The sequence below is a fragment of the Pantoea sp. EEL5 genome, assembly GCF_049892805.1.
In the GTDB taxonomy this organism is placed as follows: domain Bacteria; phylum Pseudomonadota; class Gammaproteobacteria; order Enterobacterales; family Enterobacteriaceae; genus Pantoea; species Pantoea ananatis.
This window is the reverse complement of record NZ_JBNDNJ010000001.1, coordinates 1,735,651-1,757,690: the sequence shown is the minus strand read 5'-3', so window position 1 is coordinate 1,757,690 and position 22,040 is coordinate 1,735,651. Positions and strand designations below refer to the sequence as shown.

Annotated in this window: 23 protein-coding genes, 1 tRNA gene and 3 pseudogenes; 21 read left to right on the top strand and 6 right to left on the bottom strand. The window is 51.8% G+C overall.

The window, feature by feature from the left end; genetic code table 11:
• The first annotated feature begins 14 nt into the window (after positions 1-14).
• The 9 genes and pseudogenes from ACPXSQ_RS08410 (at position 15) to ACPXSQ_RS08370 (ending at position 7,818) form a co-directional block, all read left to right on the top strand.
• The gene (locus ACPXSQ_RS08410; protein ID WP_426143398.1) at positions 15-1,883 is read left to right on the top strand and encodes a BglG family transcription antiterminator; all 1,869 of its coding nucleotides are present in this window, start codon (positions 15-17) and stop codon (positions 1,881-1,883) included.
• A gap of 42 nt (positions 1,884-1,925) precedes the next feature.
• Positions 1,926-3,099: pseudogene (locus ACPXSQ_RS08405) on the top strand (carbohydrate porin).
• A 229-nt stretch (positions 3,100-3,328) separates the two neighbouring features.
• Entirely contained in the window at positions 3,329-3,817 is a 489-nt protein-coding gene (locus ACPXSQ_RS08400) for an Hsp20 family protein (protein ID WP_014593966.1), read from the top strand.
• 79 nt (positions 3,818-3,896) lie between these two features.
• Positions 3,897-4,193 (top strand): hypothetical protein, encoded by a 297-nt coding sequence (locus ACPXSQ_RS08395; protein ID WP_013026217.1) that lies wholly within the window; start codon positions 3,897-3,899, stop codon positions 4,191-4,193.
• A 251-nt stretch (positions 4,194-4,444) separates the two neighbouring features.
• Complete coding sequence (locus ACPXSQ_RS08390) at positions 4,445-5,248, top strand: ABC transporter ATP-binding protein (RefSeq protein WP_426143395.1); 804 nt, start codon at positions 4,445-4,447, stop codon at positions 5,246-5,248.
• Between the two features lie 31 nt (positions 5,249-5,279).
• Positions 5,280-6,212, top strand: coding sequence for an ABC transporter substrate-binding protein (locus tag ACPXSQ_RS08385; RefSeq protein ID WP_181460469.1), 933 nt, complete (start codon positions 5,280-5,282; stop codon positions 6,210-6,212).
• Positions 6,209-7,219: a FecCD family ABC transporter permease gene (locus tag ACPXSQ_RS08380; protein WP_426143393.1), complete on the top strand. Its 1,011-nt coding sequence runs from the start codon at positions 6,209-6,211 to the stop codon at positions 7,217-7,219. Before ACPXSQ_RS08385 ends, ACPXSQ_RS08380 begins: the two co-directional genes overlap by 4 nt.
• A 162-nt stretch (positions 7,220-7,381) precedes the next feature.
• Complete coding sequence (locus ACPXSQ_RS08375; RefSeq protein WP_233266588.1) at positions 7,382-7,519, top strand: pentapeptide repeat-containing protein; 138 nt, start codon at positions 7,382-7,384, stop codon at positions 7,517-7,519.
• Positions 7,492-7,818, top strand: a complete 327-nt coding sequence (locus tag ACPXSQ_RS08370) for a pentapeptide repeat-containing protein (protein ID WP_426143390.1) — start codon at positions 7,492-7,494, stop codon at positions 7,816-7,818. Before ACPXSQ_RS08375 ends, ACPXSQ_RS08370 begins: the two co-directional genes overlap by 28 nt.
• 275 nt (positions 7,819-8,093) lie before the next feature.
• Here ACPXSQ_RS08370 and ACPXSQ_RS08365 read toward each other — a convergent pair whose 3' ends face one another.
• Positions 8,094-9,332, bottom strand: a complete 1,239-nt coding sequence (locus ACPXSQ_RS08365; RefSeq protein WP_014605550.1) for an MFS transporter — start codon at positions 9,330-9,332, stop codon at positions 8,094-8,096.
• 748 nt (positions 9,333-10,080) lie between these two features.
• Between ACPXSQ_RS08365 and hemH the strand changes: the two genes are divergently transcribed.
• The 5 genes and pseudogenes from hemH (at position 10,081) to ACPXSQ_RS08340 (ending at position 12,688) form a co-directional block, all read left to right on the top strand.
• Positions 10,081-11,043 (top strand): ferrochelatase, encoded by a 963-nt coding sequence (gene hemH, locus ACPXSQ_RS08360; protein WP_014605551.1) that lies wholly within the window; start codon positions 10,081-10,083, stop codon positions 11,041-11,043.
• Positions 11,044-11,296: 253 nt separating this feature from the next.
• Positions 11,297-11,548: pseudogene (locus ACPXSQ_RS08355) on the top strand (hypothetical protein); the annotation flags it as partial.
• A pseudogene (locus ACPXSQ_RS08350) lies at positions 11,545-11,750 on the top strand (helix-turn-helix domain-containing protein). The pseudogenes ACPXSQ_RS08355 and ACPXSQ_RS08350, both read left to right, overlap by 4 nt.
• A gap of 347 nt (positions 11,751-12,097) precedes the next feature.
• Entirely contained in the window at positions 12,098-12,355 is a 258-nt protein-coding gene (locus ACPXSQ_RS08345; protein WP_110286587.1) for an AbrB/MazE/SpoVT family DNA-binding domain-containing protein, read from the top strand.
• Positions 12,356-12,688, top strand: a complete 333-nt coding sequence (locus ACPXSQ_RS08340) for a type II toxin-antitoxin system PemK/MazF family toxin (protein ID WP_015700048.1) — start codon at positions 12,356-12,358, stop codon at positions 12,686-12,688.
• A 72-nt stretch (positions 12,689-12,760) separates the two neighbouring features.
• Here the strand turns inward: ACPXSQ_RS08340 and ACPXSQ_RS08335 are convergent.
• From ACPXSQ_RS08335 to ACPXSQ_RS08325, 3 genes are all read right to left on the bottom strand, one after another.
• Positions 12,761-12,836: transfer RNA gene (locus tag ACPXSQ_RS08335), tRNA-Asn, on the bottom strand.
• Between the two features lie 112 nt (positions 12,837-12,948).
• Entirely contained in the window at positions 12,949-13,716 is a 768-nt protein-coding gene (gene mtfA, locus ACPXSQ_RS08330) for a DgsA anti-repressor MtfA (RefSeq protein WP_227022858.1), read from the bottom strand.
• A 171-nt stretch (positions 13,717-13,887) separates the two neighbouring features.
• Positions 13,888-14,565 carry a hypothetical protein gene (locus tag ACPXSQ_RS08325; protein WP_013026204.1) on the bottom strand — a complete coding sequence of 226 codons (678 nt, stop codon included), beginning with the start codon at positions 14,563-14,565 and terminating at the stop codon, positions 13,888-13,890.
• Between the two features lie 611 nt (positions 14,566-15,176).
• Between ACPXSQ_RS08325 and ACPXSQ_RS08320 the strand changes: the two genes are divergently transcribed.
• Positions 15,177-15,881, top strand: a complete 705-nt coding sequence (locus ACPXSQ_RS08320; RefSeq protein WP_426143386.1) for a phosphohydrolase — start codon at positions 15,177-15,179, stop codon at positions 15,879-15,881.
• A 73-nt stretch (positions 15,882-15,954) separates the two neighbouring features.
• Positions 15,955-16,209: an Arc family DNA-binding protein gene (locus ACPXSQ_RS08315; RefSeq protein ID WP_013026202.1), complete on the top strand. Its 255-nt coding sequence runs from the start codon at positions 15,955-15,957 to the stop codon at positions 16,207-16,209.
• A 78-nt stretch (positions 16,210-16,287) separates the two neighbouring features.
• Here the strand turns inward: ACPXSQ_RS08315 and ACPXSQ_RS08310 are convergent, their stop codons facing one another.
• The gene (locus tag ACPXSQ_RS08310) at positions 16,288-17,904 is read right to left on the bottom strand and encodes a methyl-accepting chemotaxis protein (RefSeq protein WP_426143383.1); all 1,617 of its coding nucleotides are present in this window, start codon (positions 17,902-17,904) and stop codon (positions 16,288-16,290) included.
• Between the two features lie 111 nt (positions 17,905-18,015).
• Entirely contained in the window at positions 18,016-19,395 is a 1,380-nt protein-coding gene (dcm, locus tag ACPXSQ_RS08305; protein ID WP_426143381.1) for a DNA (cytosine-5-)-methyltransferase, read from the bottom strand.
• Between the two features lie 237 nt (positions 19,396-19,632).
• On the opposite strand from dcm, the gene ACPXSQ_RS08300 reads away from it, so the two are divergent.
• From ACPXSQ_RS08300 to ACPXSQ_RS08280, 5 genes are all read left to right on the top strand, one after another.
• Positions 19,633-20,112, top strand: coding sequence for a very short patch repair endonuclease (locus ACPXSQ_RS08300; RefSeq protein ID WP_013026198.1), 480 nt, complete (start codon positions 19,633-19,635; stop codon positions 20,110-20,112).
• 65 nt (positions 20,113-20,177) lie between these two features.
• Complete coding sequence (locus tag ACPXSQ_RS08295; RefSeq protein ID WP_064352460.1) at positions 20,178-20,453, top strand: hypothetical protein; 276 nt, start codon at positions 20,178-20,180, stop codon at positions 20,451-20,453.
• Between the two features lie 97 nt (positions 20,454-20,550).
• Positions 20,551-21,453 carry a DUF808 family protein gene (locus ACPXSQ_RS08290; RefSeq protein WP_064352461.1) on the top strand — a complete coding sequence of 301 codons (903 nt, stop codon included), beginning with the start codon at positions 20,551-20,553 and terminating at the stop codon, positions 21,451-21,453.
• A 44-nt stretch (positions 21,454-21,497) separates the two neighbouring features.
• A complete protein-coding gene (locus ACPXSQ_RS08285) occupies positions 21,498-21,629 on the top strand; it encodes a hypothetical protein (protein ID WP_014605559.1) in 132 nt (43 codons plus the stop codon).
• Positions 21,630-21,800: 171 nt separating this feature from the next.
• The gene (locus tag ACPXSQ_RS08280; RefSeq protein WP_019106597.1) at positions 21,801-21,983 is read left to right on the top strand and encodes a YodC family protein; all 183 of its coding nucleotides are present in this window, start codon (positions 21,801-21,803) and stop codon (positions 21,981-21,983) included.
• The last annotated feature ends 57 nt before the right edge of the window (positions 21,984-22,040 follow it).

The following is a 22,040-nucleotide window of genomic DNA, read 5'->3' as shown; positions in this document are numbered from 1 at the left end:
TCAGGGACATCTTCATGACACTCGCGCAGGGCGATATCACGCAGGCCGCCCTGGCAAAAGAGATGAAGGTGTCAACAAGAACCATCCGTACTGACCTCAAAGAAGTGGGTGACATCGTCAGCCAGTCTGGTAACCGTCTTATCTATTCGCGAAAAAACGGCTTCTCATTACAGATTAGCGAGCCTGAGGCTCTGCAGGTTTTACTGGATCAGTGCCAACGGCCATGGAATGAAACACGTTCGGGGGCACAACGTCGCGCTGCCATGCTGGAGGCACTGCTGTTTGATGAGCAGGGCGTGAGGCTTGCTGAGCGGGAAGCCGAGTGGTTTATCAGTATCTACAGCTTAAGAAATGATATTACGTTGCTGAAGCGTCACGTCTCTCTCTATCAATTGCGTATTGTGTCGGAGGGTGAGGACATCTTTACGCTTAAAGGTAGCGAAATTGCCTTTCGGCGTTGCATCTACGACCACCGACTGCGCCTGACTCAGGCCACTGACGAGGACAGTTATGTCGGCCCGGTTACGGCATACCCGGACTGTAAAAACGCATTGAGCCACTGCCTTGCAGAGAAAAGGGTCGCGATAAGTGACGCGAATCTTCGCTTTTTAAGCCTGATCACAGGGATTGCGCAAGAGAGGATGGCGCGAGGCAAATGGCTACGGGATTTTGAATTTTGCGATGCGGAACCTGGCTGGAAAACGCTGGCTGAAGCCGTACTCCAGTCTTTGTGCGCTAACCCGGCGATGCTGTTTTCGCAAAGTGAAATTGACTTCATGGCCATGAATCTTGTCGCCTTTTGTACCACAACCTCCAGCCACAATCTGGTCTCTGAACAATACTCTGTTGAACGCACGATAATGAATCACTTCCTGAGCTACGTGAGTACATCGTGGTTTATTCATGTCAATTATGACGCGCTGTCCCAGGCGACGCTGCTAAGCCATATCAGAGCCATGCGCATTCGCGTCAACAACGCGATTACCATTGTTAATCCCTTACTGGAACAAATAAAACGCCACTATCCGTTAATGTATGAATTAACGCTTAGTGCGCTCAGCGAACTGGATCAGTTCTTCAAGGCGACCGTCAGTGCCGATGAAATCGGTTATCTGGTCATGCATATTGGCGCCATTCTGGAAGACAGTATCAGCCATCAGAGTGGTCAGGGGATGCGGGCGCTGGTGGTTAGCGATCAGGGGATGGCCTCGACGCGAGTCGTCTGTCAAAAAATCCTTAGCATGTACCCGGGGTTAGATATCGTCAGGCAGATCTCCGTTGAGCAATATAGTCTGCTGCCTGAGGTTGACGAAGATATTGTCATCAGCCTGGTCAATATCGTTGAGAAGAATAAACGTATTATTTTATTGCCCCCGTTTCCAGAGAGAGTGCAGCTCGAAAATATAAAATATTATTTGGTGTCTGAAACACAGCCTGTCAACGCGATGCTAACGTATTTTTCTGCTGATAATTTTTTTGTATTAAATGCGGGAGATTATACCCGTTCATCATTAATTACGTTTCTTTGCGACAGGTTAACCGCGCAAGGGCGGGTTAACGATCATTTCTTATCGTCGGTATTAGATCGTGAAGCGCGGGCGTCAACGCTGCTGGATGATAAAATCGCCATCCCGCATCCGTTAGGGCCTGTTGCGGTACGCACCGCAGTCTCTGTCGCCATCTTTCCCGAGGGCATTGAGTGGGATAGCGGTAAACAGGTAAAACTTGTTTTTATGTTGGCCATCAGTGAGGACCAGTTCATTGACAGTATGCTGATATATGACTTCCTCACCAATATTCTGGATGACGATATTATAGAAAAAATAAGTCAGTGTAAAAATTATAACGAATTTATTACAGCCTCAAAAAAGTACTTCCTTTAAGAAATTTATTCACTCAGGGTTATTTAGCATAAGGAGTTGGTTATGAAATACCGGCATTATGTCTGGGGACTGGTTTTTATCTCTTCCGCTTCATTTTCCTCGATAACGTTTGATACAGAACAAGGCGCGCTGAAACTCTATGGTGATGTTGAGTTCAATCTCGATGGTGCAAGCAGAACGGGCCAAATTACCTCATTAAAAACCCGTGCTGATAAAAACTGGAAGGCAGGAGAAGCGGAACGCTGGGACGTCAATGGCCGAATTTTAATCGGGCTGGACGGTTACCGAAGCATGGCGGATCAATCCTTTGCTGGCTTTACCGTGCAACCGCTGGCCGATCTCTCTGGCGGACTTGAATTAGACGACGCGGCTTTCTTCTTTGGTCAGGAAAAAGACTGGAAAGTGCAAGTAGGCCGCTATGAAGCCTTCGATATGTTTCCGCTCAATCAGGACACGCTTATCGAATATTCCGGCAACACGGCCAACGATCTTCTACGAAGATGGCTATGGCTATATCTACATGATGAAAGAGGCGCGCGGACGGGGATCGGCGGGGGCTATTCAGCTAAGTAAAACATGGCAACGTTTTTATTTTGAATTAAATGCCATGGCGAATGACGGCACGAGGTTGTTCCAGAATGGGGAATACCATGGGAATACACTGGAGCATAAAAAGAATGTTATTTATTTGCGCCCGGTTATCGCCTGGCGCCATAGCGACGTCACGGCGGCTGTCGGCATGGAAAGCAACGTGGTGAACAATGCCTATGGTTATACCGATAACCGGGGGCAGTTTAAGGATCAGTCTAAGCGCAATGGATATGGCGCCACGCTGAGCTGGGACGGGCAACGTGCGAATCCAGATTCAGGGGCGGTCATCAATCTCAGCACGGCCTATATGGATGCGACGGAAGAACAAAACTTCAGTGCTGGGCTGAATGGACTATGGCGCGACTTTCAGCTTGGCTATATCTACGCGCGTAACGATGTGAAAGCCTTTACGATGCAGTATATCAGCGGGGCCAGCCTGAGTGACTTCATCTTAGGCAAGTATGATATCCATACCATCCACTCCTCTTACCGTTTTCGCAATGTCATGAAGATGCAAAATTTCGATATTTACCTTGGCGCTTACTGGTCGCAGATTAATGCCGAACGGCACAGTGGCGATAACGAACGTTACGGGGCACGCGTCCGGTTTAAATACCATTTCTGATAGGCAATAAGCCGCTCCCGGTTGAGATGACATGGCATCTTTACAGGGCGCGGCGCGTCACTCAACATCGTCAAAAAGGCACCAGGTTCTGGCCCGCCAGCAGCTAAAAAAATTTCATGTTCATCCCTTGAAATCATCCAAAAAGATCCTATAAATTTTTGTGAGCAACGGGGAGGGTCCCCACTCAGATGAGCTTTTGAATGAACGATTAATTCAGGAGGTTATCACCATGGCATTACGTAATTTTCCACTGTTTCCTTCTGTTGCAGATTCTGCATTCTCAGACCGGTTCAACCGTATCGATCGGCTTTTCAGCCAGTTGACCGGTGATGCGCCCGTGTCGGTTTCACCCTCTTATGACCTCAGACAAACGGATAATGAGCACTATGAGCTCACCGTCAGTGTCCCCGGCTGGCAAGAACACGAGCTGGAGATCGAGGTGGCGGGCGGTCGCCTGACGGTTACCGGCCAGAAAGAGGTGGTTACAGATAAAGAGGCGGACAAAGAAGGCCAGAACAGCGGCTGGCTGCATCGGGGCATCAGTCGTTCAGACTTCCGTCTGAGCTACAGCGTGCCTGAACATATGAAAGTCACCACCGCACGGCTTCAGGATGGACTGCTGCGTGTCGGTTTGCATCATGAGGTGCCAGAAAGCGAGAAACCTCGCCGCATTCCGATTGAACACCGCACCTCAGAGGCGATTGAACATCAGGCTTAATGGCAGTTTGACCCGACAGCGGGGAGCGTGAACAGCGCTCTCCGCACTATGTTATCAAGCGGAGAATCAGGAGGCTGTTATGAGAGTCATCAGCGTGCCCGAAGATCGTAGCCTGTATCCTAAACTGGTCGGCGAGACCGTCATGGCTGCCAAACTGCAGCTAGGCAGGACCCGCTTGTCGGTGAATTACAATAAAGTGCCAGGCGGAATTCTGCCTGTGCTGGTGGTGGATTTTTACAACGAGAAGGGCAAGCTCTACACCCTGCGCTACAACCTGCCACCGGATACCCCAGAGCGTACCGATCGCCGGGTATCGTTGCTGATGCGCTTGATTGAGAAAGAGGCCAACGAGGAAAAGTTGGCTGAGGCAGTGTGACCGCTCAGGACAGCGGTAAACGCGAGGAAGTCGTTATGTTGAATACATTGATGCTGCATAGCGCTCTGGGGGCAGGCATGTTAGCGATGACGGCCAGCCTGTTGCATAACCGATTTAAATAGCCTGTTCCGTCATTCGTTATCCCTGTCTTTAAGTGCCGCGTCGTCGGCACTTTTTTTATGTCACCTGAGCGCTTGTTATTCTACCTTGCCATTGTTATGTTATAACGTAACAAAAACAGGTGGGGTGATATGATGCAGCCAGAGACATTACATGCCAGTGAATCGATATTGCGGGTGAACATTGGGGCGCTGCACAAATCCGATGGCGGCTGCCTGCTCAATGACATCACATTCGGCATCGGGACAGGGGAGCGCCTGGCGATCATTGGGCCGAACGGCAGCGGCAAAACCTCATTGCTGCGGGCGATGAGCCGTGAGCTGGCGGTACAGAAGGATGAGATAACGCTAAACGGTCGCTGCATCAAAACTTACACACGGCAGGAGTTAGCCACATGTATCGCCGTCATGGCGCAAAACGACGTGCCTGACCTGAGGCTGTCGGTTGAGGATTACGTTGCACTGGGTCGTCTTCCTCATGTGCGCGCCTGTCCACATTCTGTCAATCAGCGCGTTGTGAGTGAGGTGCTAGAGGAAACAGGGCTGGCGGCGTTACGGCGACGTTCACTAGATGCGTTATCAGGCGGTGAACGGCAAAGAGCGGCCCTGGCGCGCGTTCTGGCCCAAAAGCCACAGCTGATTCTGCTGGATGAACCGACCAATCATCTTGATCCCCTTGGACGACATGCGCTGCTGACGTTAATCAAAAACAAAGGCATCACGGCCGTGGCGGTCTTGCACGATTTATCACTTATAGATACGTTTGCCGACCGCGTGCTGATTCTGTCACAGGGGGAGCAGGTAGTATGTGATGCGCCCGCTCGCGCCCTGTCATCCCGCTATCTCCGGCCGGTATTCGGTTTAAACAGTTTTACCGTATCGCATCCCGCGAACGGGAGTCATTTACGCATTTTCGAGGTGCCAGACTGTGCCTGATTCGTTGTTAAGGCTCTGCTGCGCGGCATGGCTGGCGAGCATTCCTGTTGGACAAACCCTCGCGGCCGATTTCCCGGTCACCATTGAAAGCTGCGGTCAGCCGGTTACCTTTAATGCACCGCCTGAGCGGGCGGTCATTAACGACCTCAATATGTCAGAAATGGCCTTTGCGCTTCATTTGCAGGATCGCATCGTCGGGCTGACGGGCATTAGTGGCTGGTACAAGATGACACCGGAATTTAAGCAGGCGATGGGGGCCATTCCTGAGCTGGCGCCTAAGTATCCCTCTCTGGAAACGCTGGTGGCGGTGAATCCTGACTTCTTTTTTGCCGGCTGGAATTATGGCATGAAGGTGGGCGGCGACGTGACGCCAGCCTCGTTAAGTCAGTACGGCATCAAGACGCTGGTGCTGAGTGAAAGCTGCGTTTTTACCCAAAAGGACAAGCATAAAGCCAGCATGGATCTGCTTTATCACGATGAGCTGACGTTAGGTAAAATCTTTGGCAAACAGGCTGAGGCGCAGGCTTTAGTTAATCACTGGAAGGAGCGCCTGAGAATGATTCCTCAACGGCCCAGCGCGGTCCGGCCGTTAAAGGTCTTTGTCTACGACTCCGGGGAAGATAAGCCGTTTACTAGCGGAAAATATGCCATGCCAACCGCCATCATTGAAGCCGCCGGCGCAACCAATGCGCTGGAGGGGCTGGATATCAGTTGGGGCACCACGTCATGGGAAAGTGTGGCGGCAACCGAACCTGATTTCATTATCTTGCTGGATTATCAAACCGGCGGCGGGGCGGATGCCCTTCGGCATTTCCTGGAAAGTCATCCGCTGATGAAACTCACGCCAGCCGTCAAACATCATCGTTATCTGAAGCTGCAGTATGCTGAGCTGACGCCAGGCCCGGCTAATATTGCCGCGGTGGAGAAACTGGCGCGCGCCCTGTATTCAGGAACCGCGCCGTGAATGCTACACCTTACCGTTTTTTTTGCATCTTGTGCTTTTGCGTCCTTCTGCTGGCAGTGCTGATGTTAATCAGCGTTGCCAAAGGTACGGTCGCATTATCCCTGACGCAGGTGTTGGGCGCACTGGAACTGATCGCCATGCCTCAGTCTGAAATGATCAGCCGGATTGTGATCGATCTCCGCCTGCCGCGCACGTTGCTTGCAGCCTTGACCGGTGCCGGGCTGGCGATGGTGGGAGCGCTGCTGCAAACCACCACCCGCAACGATCTGGCCGATCCTTTTCTTTTTGGTCTATCTTCCGGTGCTTCGGCAGGTGCGGTGCTGGTCATCACCCGTTTTGGTAACGGGTTAGGTGAGCTGACCTTGCCGGTTGCCGCCTTTGCGGGCGGGCTCTGTTCTGCCGCTGCGGTCATGTTGCTTTTCTACTTCAAAAAACTGCGCAGCCCAGCACACCTGATCATCTGTGGGCTGGCTGTGTCTTTTCTGTTTGGCGCGCTCACCAGCTATTTTATTTTCTCTGGCGATCAGCGAGCGGCCAGTTCGGTGATGTTCTGGTCGCTGGGTGGCCTGGGACTGGCCAGTTGGCAGAATCTGCCTGTTGCGCTTGCCGGTGTTGTCCTGCTGAGTGGCTTTGCTCTGATACGTCATCGCTCGCTGGACGGTCTGCTGGCGGGCGAACAAACGGCGCTGTCGCTGGGGATTAACGTCAGTCGTTTGCGGATTGAAGTCTTTCTTTGTTGCGCGCTGACGACCTCAATGCTGGTCGCCCTCACCGGGGTGATTGGTTTTGTCGGCCTGATGGTACCGCACCTGTGTCGACCGGTCACAGGGGTAAAGCACCGTCTGCTGTTACCGCTGTGTGGCCTGGGCGGCGCGGTTTTGCTCTGTGGCGGGGATATCATCAGCCGAACGCTGCTGGCACCGCAGGAGCTGCCGATCGGGATTATCACGGCAGGCATCGGGGGGATTTTTGTGATTCTGCTGCTGACCCGTGCATCGAACACCTGAAGCAAAACGAGGCCAGTTCAGCCCGGAATATACGGATGCTCACCGCCTGTCACTAAGTAGCAAAATTTCACTCTTCTCTCAGGCGTGACAATTGGCCTCTTTACGCTATTAAATGAATTAAAGGCTGTGAACCTCTTCGAATCAAAGATAACGAATACTGATATGTCTTATTCGAAAGTATCAGGAAGTATTAATAATAGTATTCTGACAAATGTAGACTTTGAAAACGCGTGTTTAGATAGCGCTCTTTTATGCAAAGCAGAAATAAAAAGATGCGATTTTCAAAAAGTAAACCAGTAATCAATGTGGATGATGCAGTGTGTGAAGCAAGTCATTTTGTCAAAGCAAAGCTTGTGGCTGGATCCTCCGGAATTGAGTACGGTGGTCGTCGCGTAAGATTTGTAGATTGTGATTTTACCGGCACTGTTTTTGATCGCGTTGAGTTTAGAGCAACGAAATATATTAATTGCACCTTTACTGATGCGAAATTAAAAAAATGTGACTTTCGTGGAGTTAAGTTTGAGGGTGGTATTTTACCAATAACAACCCAGTTTGAAAATATGTATATACCTTCTCAGTTTATTTTATTTCGCAAATAAAGCCGAGAAAGAGAACTCAGCCTTACTCGGTTTTATTATTTAGTGTGGTTGGATCCTTTGAATATACCTGCACTTAATCTACTTAATCATCTGCTTAGTAAAATTAAAATACTCGCGCACTTCGTTGTTATCTGTCACTACACAGTGTATCTGCTAATATTTTAGCCCTACTTGCGGTTGGGCTATAGCGATAAAGCCTGCAGCATTCAATGTTGCAGCCAGGCTTTGCCAGTCAATAAGCGCATTTCTCAGTGCTGCAGCCTTCAACATCGCAATCACCCCACCGTTTCATTCTCAAGCTTCTGCCTTTTGCGCAGATTCGGAAACAGCGTCATCCAGAGCCCGACCACTACCAGCGTCCCGACGCCGCCAATCACCGCGGCAGGCACCGCGCCCATCCATGCTGCTAACAGCCCCGACTCAAACTCACCCAACTGGTTTGAAGTATTGATAAAGATGGCGTTAACCGCATTGACGCGGCCGCGCATCGTATCCGGTGTATCCAACTGAACCAGAGCGCCGCGAATCACCATGCTCACCATATCGAAACCGCCCAGCGCCGCCAGCGCCAGCAGTGAAAGCCACAGTTTGGTGGAAAGGGCAAACAGCAGCGTCGCCAGGCCAAAACCCGCAACGGAGCCAAACATAATCATGCCGACGTGCTTTTCCAGCTTGTTGCGGCTCAGCCAGACGCCGACCAACAGCGCCCCTACCGACGGCGCACCCCGCAACAGGCCAAGGCCCCATGGCCCGGTGTGCAGAATATCCTGGGCGAAGATAGGGAGCAGTGCAGTAGCACCGCCCAGTAGCACGGCAAACAGGTCGAGCGATATCACGCCGAGCACGTCTTTGCGTTCGCGAATAAAGCGCACGCCCATAAACATGTTCGACAGGGTCATCGGCATACGTTCCTGAGGAGGACGTTCGTAACGTAGGCGACTGACTAAGATTAGCGACAGCAAATAAAAGAGCGCTGAAACCCCGTAAACAACCTCGGGACCGGCCACGTAAAGCAGTCCGCCTAACGTCGGCCCGACAATCACCGCGGCCTGACCGCCGACGGAACTGGCCGCCATGGCGCGCGCCAGAATCGATGGCGGGACCAGCGCAGGTAGCATTGAGGTAATAGCAGGCCACTCAAGTGCTTTAGCCAGGGCGATCAGGAAGACCAACCCCCAAATTTCAATCTTATCTGCCCAGTGCAGTAGCGTCAGCGCCACCAGGGCGAGCAGGGCGGCCCATTCAATGAGTTGCCCAATCACCACGATACGACGACGGTCGAATTGATCTGCCAGATGCCCTGCGGGCAAGGCTAACAGCACCGAAGGCAGAAACTGCATCAGGCCAATCATGCCCAGTGCCATGGCGCTGTGGGTAATCGCATAGATTTGCCAGCTGACGGCCACGGAAAACATCTGAAAGCCAAACGAAGAACAGGTACGGGCCAGCCAGAAGGCCACAAATGACCTGTGTTGCAGCAACGCATCTTCGCCTGTAGAAACCCCTTTATGCATAATGATTCCTGTCCCGAACCGCCTGTTGGCGAAAGTGGTTGCATCAGTCTGATTCATGACCGTATTCGGTCTTATTTTGTCCTGGCTGAAGCACAGTGAATGTGCTGCATGATCCGACTCGCTCGCCAGACCTTTCTGAACTTAAGCGGAATCGGGCAGCACGAGCATAGACGTCTAAATATTAGCATGCTCAATATTCACTTTGATAAATCGAAATATCGACAAGATGTGATAGTTCCCCCCTGAATAGTCAGGGGATTACCCGATCGTTTTGTCATCAGTTATGGCGATAAAAAGCACGAACCGGCCTGGAGGGCGACAGGACTTATCAGAGCTATTGGTCGTTTGCCAGCAGGGCGATGGTAAGATACGACCCACTGTTTTTGACTCCTCAGGCAACGCAGAGTTAAAAACTAAAAAAGGCGGTGTCGCTGCGCGTGGTGGTATTCACTGCCTGAAAATGTATTGAAGCGCGGCGAGCCAGATTTACTTTTTTGCAAACTGTCAGGTGCGCTTGCGTGTTTTCATTGATGGCCTGTACCGACAGCCCGGGGCATATGGCCGTGTCGGAGACAGCAAAGGGCGTTGAACGTTGACTCAGCGGTCGGTGCCGATCCGAAGGGTGAGTTAAGCTGGTTTTCGTTTCGCCTCCGCGCACGCCAGCGGCCAGGACGGAGGTGATGATGTCCTTGAGTGTGCTACAGTGTTCAGGCACTTTTTTTCCATGGGTTTTCAGAGGTCCCAGCTAATGACGAATAAACAGGGTGTTTTAATTGTTAACCTTGGAACACCAAAAGAACCCACAACTGCTGCGGTTAAAACGTTTTTATCTAAATTTTTGCACGACTACAGAGTGGTCGATTTACCCAGGATCCTGTGGTGCCCAATCCTGCATGGCGTGATTATTCCGCTGCGCGCCAAACGCGTGGCCAAACTGTACTCCTCTATCTGGATGGACGAAGGTTCACCGTTGATGGTTTACAGCGTTCGCCAGGCTCGCGCACTCGAAGCGCTGACGGGCATGCCTGTCGAGTTAGGAATGAGCTATGGCGAGCCCAGCATTGGCGGCGCCATTGACAAACTGCTGGCCAAAGGTGTCGATAAAATTATCGTCATCCCGTTGTATCCGCAGTTTTCCTCGTCCACCGTCTCTTCCGTCTGGGACAGCGTCAGCCGTCACCTGCAGACGATGAAAAACCGTTACACGCCGGCGATCAACTTCATAAACGATTATGCCGATCATCCTGCCTACATCGAGGCGTTAAAAGCCTCTGTGCTGGAATCATTCGAGGCCAATGGCGTGCCGGATACGCTACTGGTCTCCTACCATGGCATACCGGTCAGGTTTTCTAACGAAGGGGATAAGTACCAGGATCGCTGTGCGTTAACCACCAAATTGCTCACCGAAGCCCTTAACATGCCATCGTTGAAGATTGTGATGACCTTCCAGTCACGATTTGGCAGAGAGCCCTGGCTAACGCCGTACACCGATGAAACCATCAAAAATCTTCCTGCGGAAGGGGTAAAAAACCTGCAGGTGATTAGCCCGGGTTTTGCGGCAGACTGCCTGGAAACGCTGGAAGAACTGGATGAGCAGAACAGAGAAATCTTCATGCATGCAGGGGGAACGTCCTTTACCTATATCCCTGCGCTTAACGATAAGCCTGTTCACATTGAGATGCTGCGACAGCTGGCAGAGGGCGCGAAATAGCCTCCGGCGCGTGCTGACATCAGCCCTCCGGCTCATAACGCCAGCCGTGACGGGGCCAGAATGTGTGCATTCTGGCCCCGGCTTTTTAGACGCGCAATGCCAGGCGGATACAGTCCGCCGATTCGCGTCGGAAATGCAGTGCTGGACGGTTCGTAACAAACCAGAACTTGAGTTTAGTGCGTAACGTTTCTACCGGTATTTTTTGTATAAGTGTTTTATAACGCGTGGCAAAACCTTCGATGGTTTTTTGTAACTGGTTGAAAGCCTTACCGTTGACACTCTCCCTGCGACCACTCCCCGTTTCGAGCCTGAATGTACGGAGCTTTGTCGTTACTGCCTTGCTATCACGCAAACTCTGTCGGGGCTGGGATTTGCCTCTGAAACGGAGAAGCACCTTAGCTGCCTGCTGTATGAACTGATCAACTATTTCGCTGCCGAAATGGAAGCCCCGCGCTGGCTCCGCACAGCCGACGGCGTGAAGTTTATCGGCGAGGTGACGGCATGACACAACAGGACTGGCATCCCGCCGACATTATTGCGGCCCTGAAAAACGGGAAACGTCGCTGGCGGCGGTTTCCCGTCAGGCAGGGCTAGCGTCCTCCACACTGGCTAATGCGCTTACCCGCCGCTGGCCCAAAGGCGAAAGATTGATTGCTGAAACGTTAGACGTTGAGCCTGAAAAAATCTGGCCTTCGCGCTATCGCTGATGTTCCTCCGGCGCAGCCCGGATACGGAAGCTGCGCCGCATTTCGTTTTTCTGATCCGTCATAATCCTTTGAACCGCAAAAACAGTTTTCTATTATCGGCCTTCTTACCATGAACTAAGTTCCTGACTGCACGAAGTGCTTCATGATCTGAAAGAAGCACCTGATGTATCAGGATGGTCGCCGTTTTACCGGCAATGCCGCCTTTGAAAACTGCCGGATCTGTCCTCTGATGGATTAAGACTTTCTTCACGCTTTATTACGTTAAGGAAATCACAATGAATCTGATGAATAATTGTGCATCGCCTGCCGCAGATGTTATATTAAAATATAATATTCGGAGGTGCTCTATGTATACCACTCGTCTGAAAAAGGTTGGCGGATCTGTCATGCTGGCGGTCCCTCCCGCCGTGCTGAAAACGCTGGGGCTGTCGATGGACAGCGAAGTGGGCATGACCATTGATAGTGGCTGCCTCATAATTGAACCTCAAAAACGTCCCCGCTATTCACTCGAAGAACTACTGGCGCAGTGCGATCCGCACGCTGAAATTAGCGAAGAGGGTCGGGAATGGATTGATGCGCCTGCGGTGGGCAAGGAGCTCCTGTAGATGGAAAGAGGGGAAATCTGGCTCGTTTCACTAGATCCGAATGCCGGGCATGAACAAAGCGGAAGGCGTCCAGTACTGATTGTTTCTCCGGCGTCCTTTAATCAGTTTACGCGGCTACCTGTGGTTGTTCCCGTGACCAACGGCGGAAACTTTGCCCGCGCAGCGGGGTTTACTGTTTCACTGGATGGCGCAGGAACGAAAACAACGGGGGTAATTCGTTGTGACCAGCCCAGAACCATTGATATGGAAGCCCGGAACGGCAAATATCTTGAACGAATACCTGAAGTTATTGTGAATGAAGTGGTGGCCAGACTGGAGGCCATTCTGAGCTGAGATTTTAGATGTAAAAGGTAAACGCAGAAAAGCAAAAAACCTGCTCAGTTTCCTAAGCAGGCTTCTTAAATCTGGCTCCTCTGACTGGACTCGAACCAGTGACATACGGATTAACAGTCCGCCGTTCTACCGACTGAACTACAGAGGAATCGTGTGAACGAGGCGAATAGTAACGAGGTCGCCTCAAGGTGTCAACTGTAAAAAAGCGTTTAGCATTCAACTGGCTAGCTTTAATGCAAAGCGTTCGCGAAGTAAACAAATCACCGATCAGTCATCTGGATTCTGCTTAACGGATCCTGCTGGTAAAATTGCTGGAGATGCCCATACATCGCGGGAAAGCGTTCAGCTAACAGAACCGGCGCGGTAAAAAAATACTCGGATAACACCGCGAAGCATTCCGCAGGATCGCTGGCGGCATAAGGATCGATACTGGCGGCCTGTTCCCCGACCAGCTCAACCTCATTTTCAACCTCAGCCATGGCCTCACGCAGGTCTTTTTCCCACTGGGCGACGCCACGCAGAGGAATCAGTGGAACGCCGCTGGTGTAGCCGCTACCGCGGGCATCCAGCTTGTGTGCCACTTCATGAATGACCAGGTTATACCCTGACAGATCGAAGGAATCCTGAATATCCAGCCAGTTAAGGATCACCGGGCCCTGCGTCCAGCTCTGGCCCGCATGAACGGCAGGCGCGTGATGCACAAGGCCGTTTTCATCCTGCCACTCATCCGCCACATTAAAGGGCTCAGGATAGATGAGCACTTCATGAAAGCCATCCAGCCAGTCGAGACCCAGTTTCAACACGGGTAAGCAGAACAGCAGGGCAATACGCACGCTACGCAGCGCATCAAGTTGGCAGCCTTCAAGCGGAACCAGCTTTTTTTGCTGCAGAAAGCGCTGGGCCAGTTCTGTCAGCGACTGCTGTTCATCCTGTGTGAGAAGGGTAAAGATGGGCTGTGCCAGACCGGCCTGCCAGGGCAATTCGGTGACGGCGGTATCGCTATGCGTTTTCCATGGCCATTTTAACATCGTAAGTTCCGCACTGAATGCTGCTGTCGCAGAATCCTGAGAGACCAGACAGGAAAATGCCAGCATCGAAACGTCATGCTGGCATTGTCGGGCTTCAGGGATGAAGACGGTATATTCAACCCGTTAGCGAGGAGATTGTCTGTGATTTAGCCCGCAAAGCGCAGGCTAAATTTACTCACGCCCGGCGCGCTCAAACTCAATGACCCACACCCACGGGTTTACCTGCCAGCTGGTTGCACCGTACTGTTTCTGCCATGCCTTGCGATAGGCTTCTTTTGGCATTTCTGAATTCACATTCATGGTGAAAAAGTTATTCAGAAAGTGCGAGTCGGTTTGGACCCCTTCAGCCATGATGTCATCTTCACTGATATCCTGAATCTGCTCCACACGCACATCGGTAATGAGCAGATTGATACGGCTGGCCCAGCGCGGCATATGAATGGCCGTCTGCCAGCCAAACTGCTCGTCATCCGGGCCGCTCAGCGTATGCTGACCCAGTTCATTGCTGTCAGCACGGTACTGGCAAAATTCCGGCGTGCGGAACGGTACGGGATCGCGCTCGTAATCCGCCAGGGCATCCTGCGGCACAATCGGCCCACGCCAGGTTTCGCGCACCCAAAGCACGTCGCCCGGCATACCGTACGGGCAGTGATAGCGAATGTCATTCATCGACATCATTTTATCGCCATGCAGGTGGTTAGCCTGAACGTCAAAAGCATGAACCCCTTCGTGGTGATCCTGCCCCGGGCCAAAAGCCTGCGTTTTCATTATGCGCCGGGTTTGCGTTTGTTGGCCAACTAACAGGGCACGAACCCGCTGTTCGGAAAAAAGAATCGGCCGCTCTTTCATGGATTACCTCTTTTTATTAGTAGAACCCGGTTACTGCTAAAACAACAAGGGCATCTAAATGGTGGCAATATCATAAAAACTATAAATCATTACCCTTAACAATTTGCCGTCTCATAGTCATCTGAGCATTGGTGATTTTTGTCCCGAAAAACGGGGGCGGATAAAAAATCAACAATGCTGTTGTCAATGCGCGTTCCGGGACATCTGATAGTGAGAATACAGTACGTTATATCGGCAAAAATAGGAACCTTTTCAGATTTATCTGTGTGTAACTTTTGCCGATTTTAATGATAAGTGCGAACAGGTTATGTCATGTTTTTTGTTACTCCCCGAGAAAATGCCTATCATTAATCATTACATTTATTAAACTAATTAACCTGCCCGCAATTAAATCAGTCAAGGCTGAAAAAGCAGCAAACTGACGTTTTAATTACGGCAAAATGCTATAAAAATGATCAGCGTCGCATTTTTTTTCGAAATTATCCTGGGGCAAGGGCGATATTCCTCTGCTGTGTAAAGAAAATGTCATTAGCCATTCGCTATGATGGTCGGGCCTGAGCGCGTAATTCATCGTCAGTCAGGACGGACGTCAACCCAACAGGAAAGAGAATATGTCACTTACGGTTTGGCAGGCTCGCTATGAGACCTGGTTTGAAAACAACTGGATTCATGATGATGGCGCGCACGATATCGCACATTTACGCCGCGTATGGATGAGCGCTCAACGCATTATGGCCGGCACCCAAGCCGATCCGCTGGTGGTCCTGACCGCGTGTTATTTTCACGATGTGGTGAATTTACCGAAAAACCACCCTGAGCGTCACAAGGCATCCACCTATGCCGCCAGTGAAACGCAGCGCATTTTACAACAGGATTTCATCGATTTTCCTGAGGAATTGATGGAGCAGGTCATGCATGCGGTTCAGGCGCACAGCTTCAGTGCCGCCATTACGCCAAAAACGCTGGAGGCAAAAATTGTGCAGGATGCCGACAGGCTGGAATCGCTCGGTGCTATCGGTCTGGCGCGGGTGTTTTATACGGCAGGTTCCATGAATCGCCCCTTATTTAACAGCGAGGATCCGCTCGGTAAAGATCGGGAACTCAATGATGTTAAGTGGACGCTGGATCACTTTCAGACCAAGCTACTGCGGTTGCCAGAAACCATGCAAACCGAAGCAGGGCGCAGGCTGGCAGAACACAATGCTGACTTTCTGGTGCACTACATGGCCAAGCTGTGTGCCGAACTGCAAGGCAACTTAGTCAGTCTGGATGAGTCAGTACTCCACGACTTTAGCCCTATACACGCTGAATATTAAATTTTTATGACAGTATAGGAATCGATACAGTCATCCGGTAGCGTGGCAGTAATAACAATAAAGGAGTGATGAAATGACCGAAACTGTTAATTTAACGATTAAAATTGATCCTGCACTGAAAGAACACATCAAACAGTTGGCGCTGGAAAATCAGGTGTCGATGAGTCAGGAAATCGTGCAACGGCTTCAGTCCAGCCTCAATGCGCCTGCTCAGCCTGTCATTGACAGCCAGAATACAGAGGAAGACACATCGGATGCATTAAGCTCCAGCGAAATCAAGCAGCTGCGCACGCTGCTGAAGAAGCAGAGCAAGAAAAAGAAATCGTAAAATTCGGTGTTTGTCCCCGCAAAACGATTAAAAGCCGCCTTTAACACTGGCGGCTTTTTTACATCCCAAGCTTAACGGCTACAGGGTGATACGGAACTGCTGCACGCTTTCGGCCAGGCGCGCGGCCTGCTGCTGTAGCGTATCGACCGTGCGGCCCTGGCGGGCGGTGAGGCTTTCGTTCATCTGAAGCTGTTTATCCAGCGCCACCACTTCTGCAGCAATGCCCGTCACGCGGCGGCTTTGTGCGGTGGCGTTTTCCTGCAGCTCTTGCAACTGTGTCACAACGGCGCTGACCGACTGGCTTATCTGGTTAAACAGCGCCTCAAGCGATTTCACCTTATTGAAGCCCTCTGAAATGTGCAGTTGCGTATGATTAACGAGACCGTTGATCTGCTGCGCCGATTCGCCACTCTTGTTTGACAGGTTGCCCATCTCTTTCGCGACCACGCCAAAACTTCGTCCATACACGCCCGCATGAGCGGATTCGATGGCGGCATTGAGCGCCAGCAAACGCGTTTGCAGTGACAGGCCGTCCAGCATCTCAACGATACCCGCGATTTCGCCGGAGGAGGCGACGATATGGCGCATCTGAACCTCCATCTCATCCACCTGAAGCGTACATTGCTGCATCAGATCGTCGGCGAAATGCGCCTGTTCAGAGGCCTGCTGAGAAAACAGGGTGCTGTTTTCGACTTCTTCAGACACGCGATGCAGGCGCTGGGAAATATGGCTAAAGCTGCTGTTTTGCGCTTGATACTGTTCGCTGACCTGCTCATTAGTATGCTGCATTTCACGCGTACCTTCGGCCACGCTTGCCGCAATCGTGTTAATTTCAGCCACGATGGTGCGCAGCCCCTGGCGCATCTCCGCCACTGCGTTGAAGAGTCTGGACGTTTCCAGCGATTGCAAACGCGGTGGAACCGGGCAGTTGATTAAATCACCGGTTGCGATGTCCTGTAACTGTCGACTGGCCAGACGTAAGGGGACGATCACACCACGCAGCAGCAATATGCCGCCGGTCAGCAGCAGGACAAACAGCAGTCCTGTCACCATTAGCGCCAGGTTGCGGCTTTCCATGAGTGTCTGAAGGGTCAGGCTGTTAACCGCAGTGAGCTGTTTATTGGTCTGCGTAATCTCGTTAAACCAGGCGCTATTGAACTGCTGCTGGTAAGCCTGCATCGGTACCATAAAGAAGGCGTCAATGTTATTCCCCTCCAGACCTTTTAGCTGCTCCTCCAGTCCCTGTTTCAGCAACGTAAAGCCCTGCTGCAGTTCGCCGCCGGGTGCGGCGTGATAGCGAGCAAAAAGCTGTTCAGCATGAAGCAAAGACGATTTGGCTGTTTCTGCCAGACTTTTCCAGCTGTCAACCGATCCACTTTTCTGATCTTCCATTAAATACAGCCCGGCGCGGTGGCTGTTATCACTGGCCGTAAGCAGCTCGACGCGTGCGCGGTCCAGCAAGGCCAGCCGGTCACGCATGGCGCTGGCCTGGGTGAGGTTGACTTTGTTCTGGCTCACCTGAGCGGTCAGCAGAACAATCCCGATGGACTGCAGCAAACAAAACAGCACCACGAACAAAATAAAGTTCCCGCGCAGGCTGGTTAGCCAGGTGGGGATCGCCGGAAACCTAAAGCGGGAACGTCTTTTCAGCACGTGCCGCGACAACAAAGTGAGAGGTGACATCATTCTACCCATCCATTGAAAAAGCAGCAGTATTCTGGGCTTGCATGACGGCGTTGTGACAATCCCGCCGGACGGCAGGAAAAGAGAGGAATTGTTGCGCCTAAGCGCAACTTTTAGCGGGAATTATGCGTTCAACTGGCGGATATAGGGCGAAAGCAACTGCGCCACGGCGGCAAACACTGGTACCACCACCGAATTGCCAAACTGTTTATAGGCCTGCGTATCGGATACCGGGATGCGGAAGGGATGGCTGTCTGCACTATCAAATCCCATCAGTCGCGCGCATTCTCGCGGCGTTAACCGACGGGGGCGCCGCGCCATATTGGCGGCATCAAGAAAATCGGCTTCCCCTTTTTCCCGATCCCAACCGCGATCGATTAAAATTTCTGAGCCATCTTTATAGTATCGGGCTGACAGGGTGCGCACGCAGCAATGCACATTGTGTGGATCATTCAGGCCAAAGCCGAACCCGTTACCCCGTGCTTTATGCTTCTTAGCGTACTGGTAGAGGTAACGCCACAATACGGGCGACAGGATGTATTTGTCGTCGGGCTGCGGCTCCAGCAGGCTCTGTAGGCTGGGCACCTGGGCGGGGAAAAATTGGCGAATGTCGCGCAGGCTAAACTGCGCTGAGCCAGCAATATCCCGCCGGATGCCGACCAGAACGATACGTTCACGATGCTGCGGCAAAAAAAAGCGTGCATCAATCACCTTCGGATCGGGCGCGCCAGCCTGGGCATCCGCCACGTCATAGCCCAGCTCGTCCAGGGTTTCCATAATCACCGCAAACGTCCGGCCTTTATCATGGCTCTTGAGATTCTTCACGTTTTCCAGGACGAAGAATGGCGGTTTCTTTGCCGCCAGAATGCGGGCGACGTCAAAAAACAGTGTGCCCTGCGCCTGACATTCAAAGCCATGAGCCCGGCCCAGCGCATTTTTTTTACTGACGCCCGCCAGAGAAAAGGGCTGGCAGGGAAAGCCCGCCAGCAGCACCTGATGGTCGGGAATGGCCGCATCAATCGACTGATAGATCGCCTGTTCGTCAGTAAGGCCGGCTGGCTGCGTGACCTGGCGAATATCCGTATTAAAGTGGTGCTCTGCCGGATCGCTGTAGTGATTCGCCCGATAGGTGCGAATTGCCTCTTTATTCCACTCACTGGTAAATACACATTTACCGCCGATGCGCTCGAAGCCACGTCGAATACCGCCGATGCCGGCAAACAGATCGATAAAGCGGAAATCGGGAGAATCATAATGGGCAGGACGTTCAGGCAACAAATTCTGCAACAGCGACAGTTCTGCGGCGGCCAGCGAGGGTAACGCGCGCTTGCCCTGACGAATAGTGTTCAGCAGTGGCGGCGTCCAGTGCGGAAAGCCTGCCTGATGCAAACGTGCGACAACGTCCTTAACGGAATAGATCGACAGCACCTGTTGTAACATGTTCAGTTCATCGGAATGCAGAGCAGCAGGGAGAAGAGGTTCAGCGATTGCGACAGCGTGCATGCAAATATCCTTAACAGTGAAGCGCGTATGCTAACACTCCTTGCCCGAGGAGGAAATCTGCAGGCGCAGGTCAGGATGGTGTTTCAGTGTGCGCCAGCGTCAAAAAGGCACAATTGCCCGGGTCAGATCTAAACGGCGCGGTCTGGCGGTGAAAATATTTTCTCTGCTTTTATCTGGCCGACTTTCACTTTTCAGGGCGACGACTAAAGTTGAATAAGTCGCTATTAAGGAGGTGCTATGGCCGACGTTCACTCCAGCGAAACGCGCAGTAAAAATATGCGCGCAATTCGTCAACAGGACACTGCCATAGAGCAGCGAATCGCCTTGCTGCTCAAAGATCGTGGATTCAGCTATCGGGTACAGGACAAAAACCTGCCAGGCCGCCCTGACTTTGTCGTGACCTCGCATCAGGCGATTATCTTTGTGCATGGCTGCTTCTGGCACCGCCACCACTGTTATTTGTTTAAGATCCCCGCCACGCGCACCGAGTTCTGGACGGGCAAAATAAACAGTAATGTAGAACGGGATCGGCGTTATGTCCGGCAGCTGCGGGAGAATGGCTGGAAGGTGCTGATTATCTGGGAATGCGCGCTACGCGGTAAACTCAAACTGGACGATGAAGCCCTGCTTGAACGTCTCGAAGAGTGGCTGCTGGCGATGAATGACAGCGCTGAAATCGATCATCAGGGAATTCATCATTACCGAGAGGATGAATGATCCCACCTTGCTAATCAGTAACATAAAATGTTAGATAGACGCTTTTCCGTGACCGGGAGCCCGCAATGAGCAGCATAAAACTGACGGTTAAACGCCTGTATCAGATTCGTGATGAGCGCATGGTGAATACCAAAGCGACCGCCAGAATCTATGCTGGGGAAACGATGGTGGCCACGGAAGAGATAACCGGCATGACGGAAAGCCCGGTCAGTAAATATCTGCACATGGATGGACTTGCAGGACAAGCGGTGCGCGTCGAATGGGATTGTGAGGGCATCGCTGATATGACCGTGACAGAAATTGAACGATGCCCATGTTGTCAACATAACGAACCGGAATAGGCACGACGGGCTGCACTGTCACGCGCTTCGTCGAGGATGACGCGTTGCGGCTGATGCAGACATAACCCGTTGCTGATGACCGAATAAGGGAAATACTTTGGCAGGAACCAGTTTATTAACGTTGCTCGATGATATCGCCACGCTGCTGGACGATATCTCGGTAATGGGAAAAGTCGCCGCGAAGAAGACGGCAGGCGTGCTGGGTGACGATTTGTCACTGAATGCGCAGCAGGTGAGTGGCGTGAAAGCCAATCGCGAACTGCCGGTCGTATGGGGCGTAGCCAAAGGCTCGTTCCTCAACAAACTGATACTCGTGCCGCTGGCATTGATTATCTCTACGTTTGCCCCCTGGCTGATCATGCCACTGTTAATGATTGGCGGTGCGTACCTCTGTTATGAAGGGGTGGAAAAGGTCCTGCACAGTCTGCAGCATGATAAACAGCAGAACTCGCCAGAGGCGCGTCAGCAACGCCTGGATAAGCTGTCAAAACAGGACCCGCGCGATTTCGAAAAGAAAAAGATCAAAGGCGCAGTGCGCACCGATTTTATTCTGTCGGCTGAAATCGTGGCCATTACCCTCGGTATCGTCTCCGAAGCGCCCTTGCTGAATCAGGTGCTGATCCTGTCAGGTATTGCGATTCTGGTCACGATTGGCGTATACGGCATTGTCGCCGGCATCGTTAAAATCGATGATTTAGGGTTCTGGCTACGTGATAAATCGTCACGCGTGGCCCAGGCGCTGGGCGCAGTATTACTGGCCGCTGCTCCCGTATTGATGAAAGTGTTGACCGTTGTCGGTACGCTGGCCATGTTCCTGGTCGGGGGCGGCATTATCGTCCACGGCCTGACGCCGTTGCATCATCTGATTGAAAATGCGATCGCACCCTTCAGCGGCCTGGTTGCTGGCCTGCTGAGCAACGGCGCAAACCTGGTGATTGGTTTTATCATTGGGTCGATCGTGCTGTTAGTGGTTAACCTTATTGCCAAACTGCGTGAGTAATCGGTATAAAAGCGCATTCTTTAACGCGTTCAGGGGAGAAAACGATGAGCGATGACATGTTTGAATTTGATATTGATGCTCAGTTAGAGCAGGCCGAAGCGAAGGCAGAAAAAAAGGCGGGCGAAGTGCCAGAAGACCTGATTGATGATGCCGATTGTGAAGGCTGCAAAATCTAATCCACTCAGCGCCCCAGGCGGATAATTCTTATCCGCCTGATTTGTTTTCGACATATCTCTCTACGTTATTCTGAATTCGCCATTTTTATGCGCGTCTTAACAGCAGCAACTCTTTTACCATGCTATAAAGAAATGGTTTCAATGACAGTCATTTCTCAAAGAGGGCGCAACATGGTTTTTGCAATCAGTGATGAAGTACAGCATAAGGAAGGCGGGCAAACGATGGTGGTGACCGGACATGCCAGCGGCATGGTTGAATGTCGATGGTACGATGGTTATGCGGTCCGGAATGAGGCTTTTCGCACCGATGAGCTCAGCCATTCCAGCGAATCGCAGCCCCAGTTTACTTCCTGATTTCTGTCAGTCAGGCCGTTAACGACGGCGGCCTGACTGGATTTATCACACTCTCCA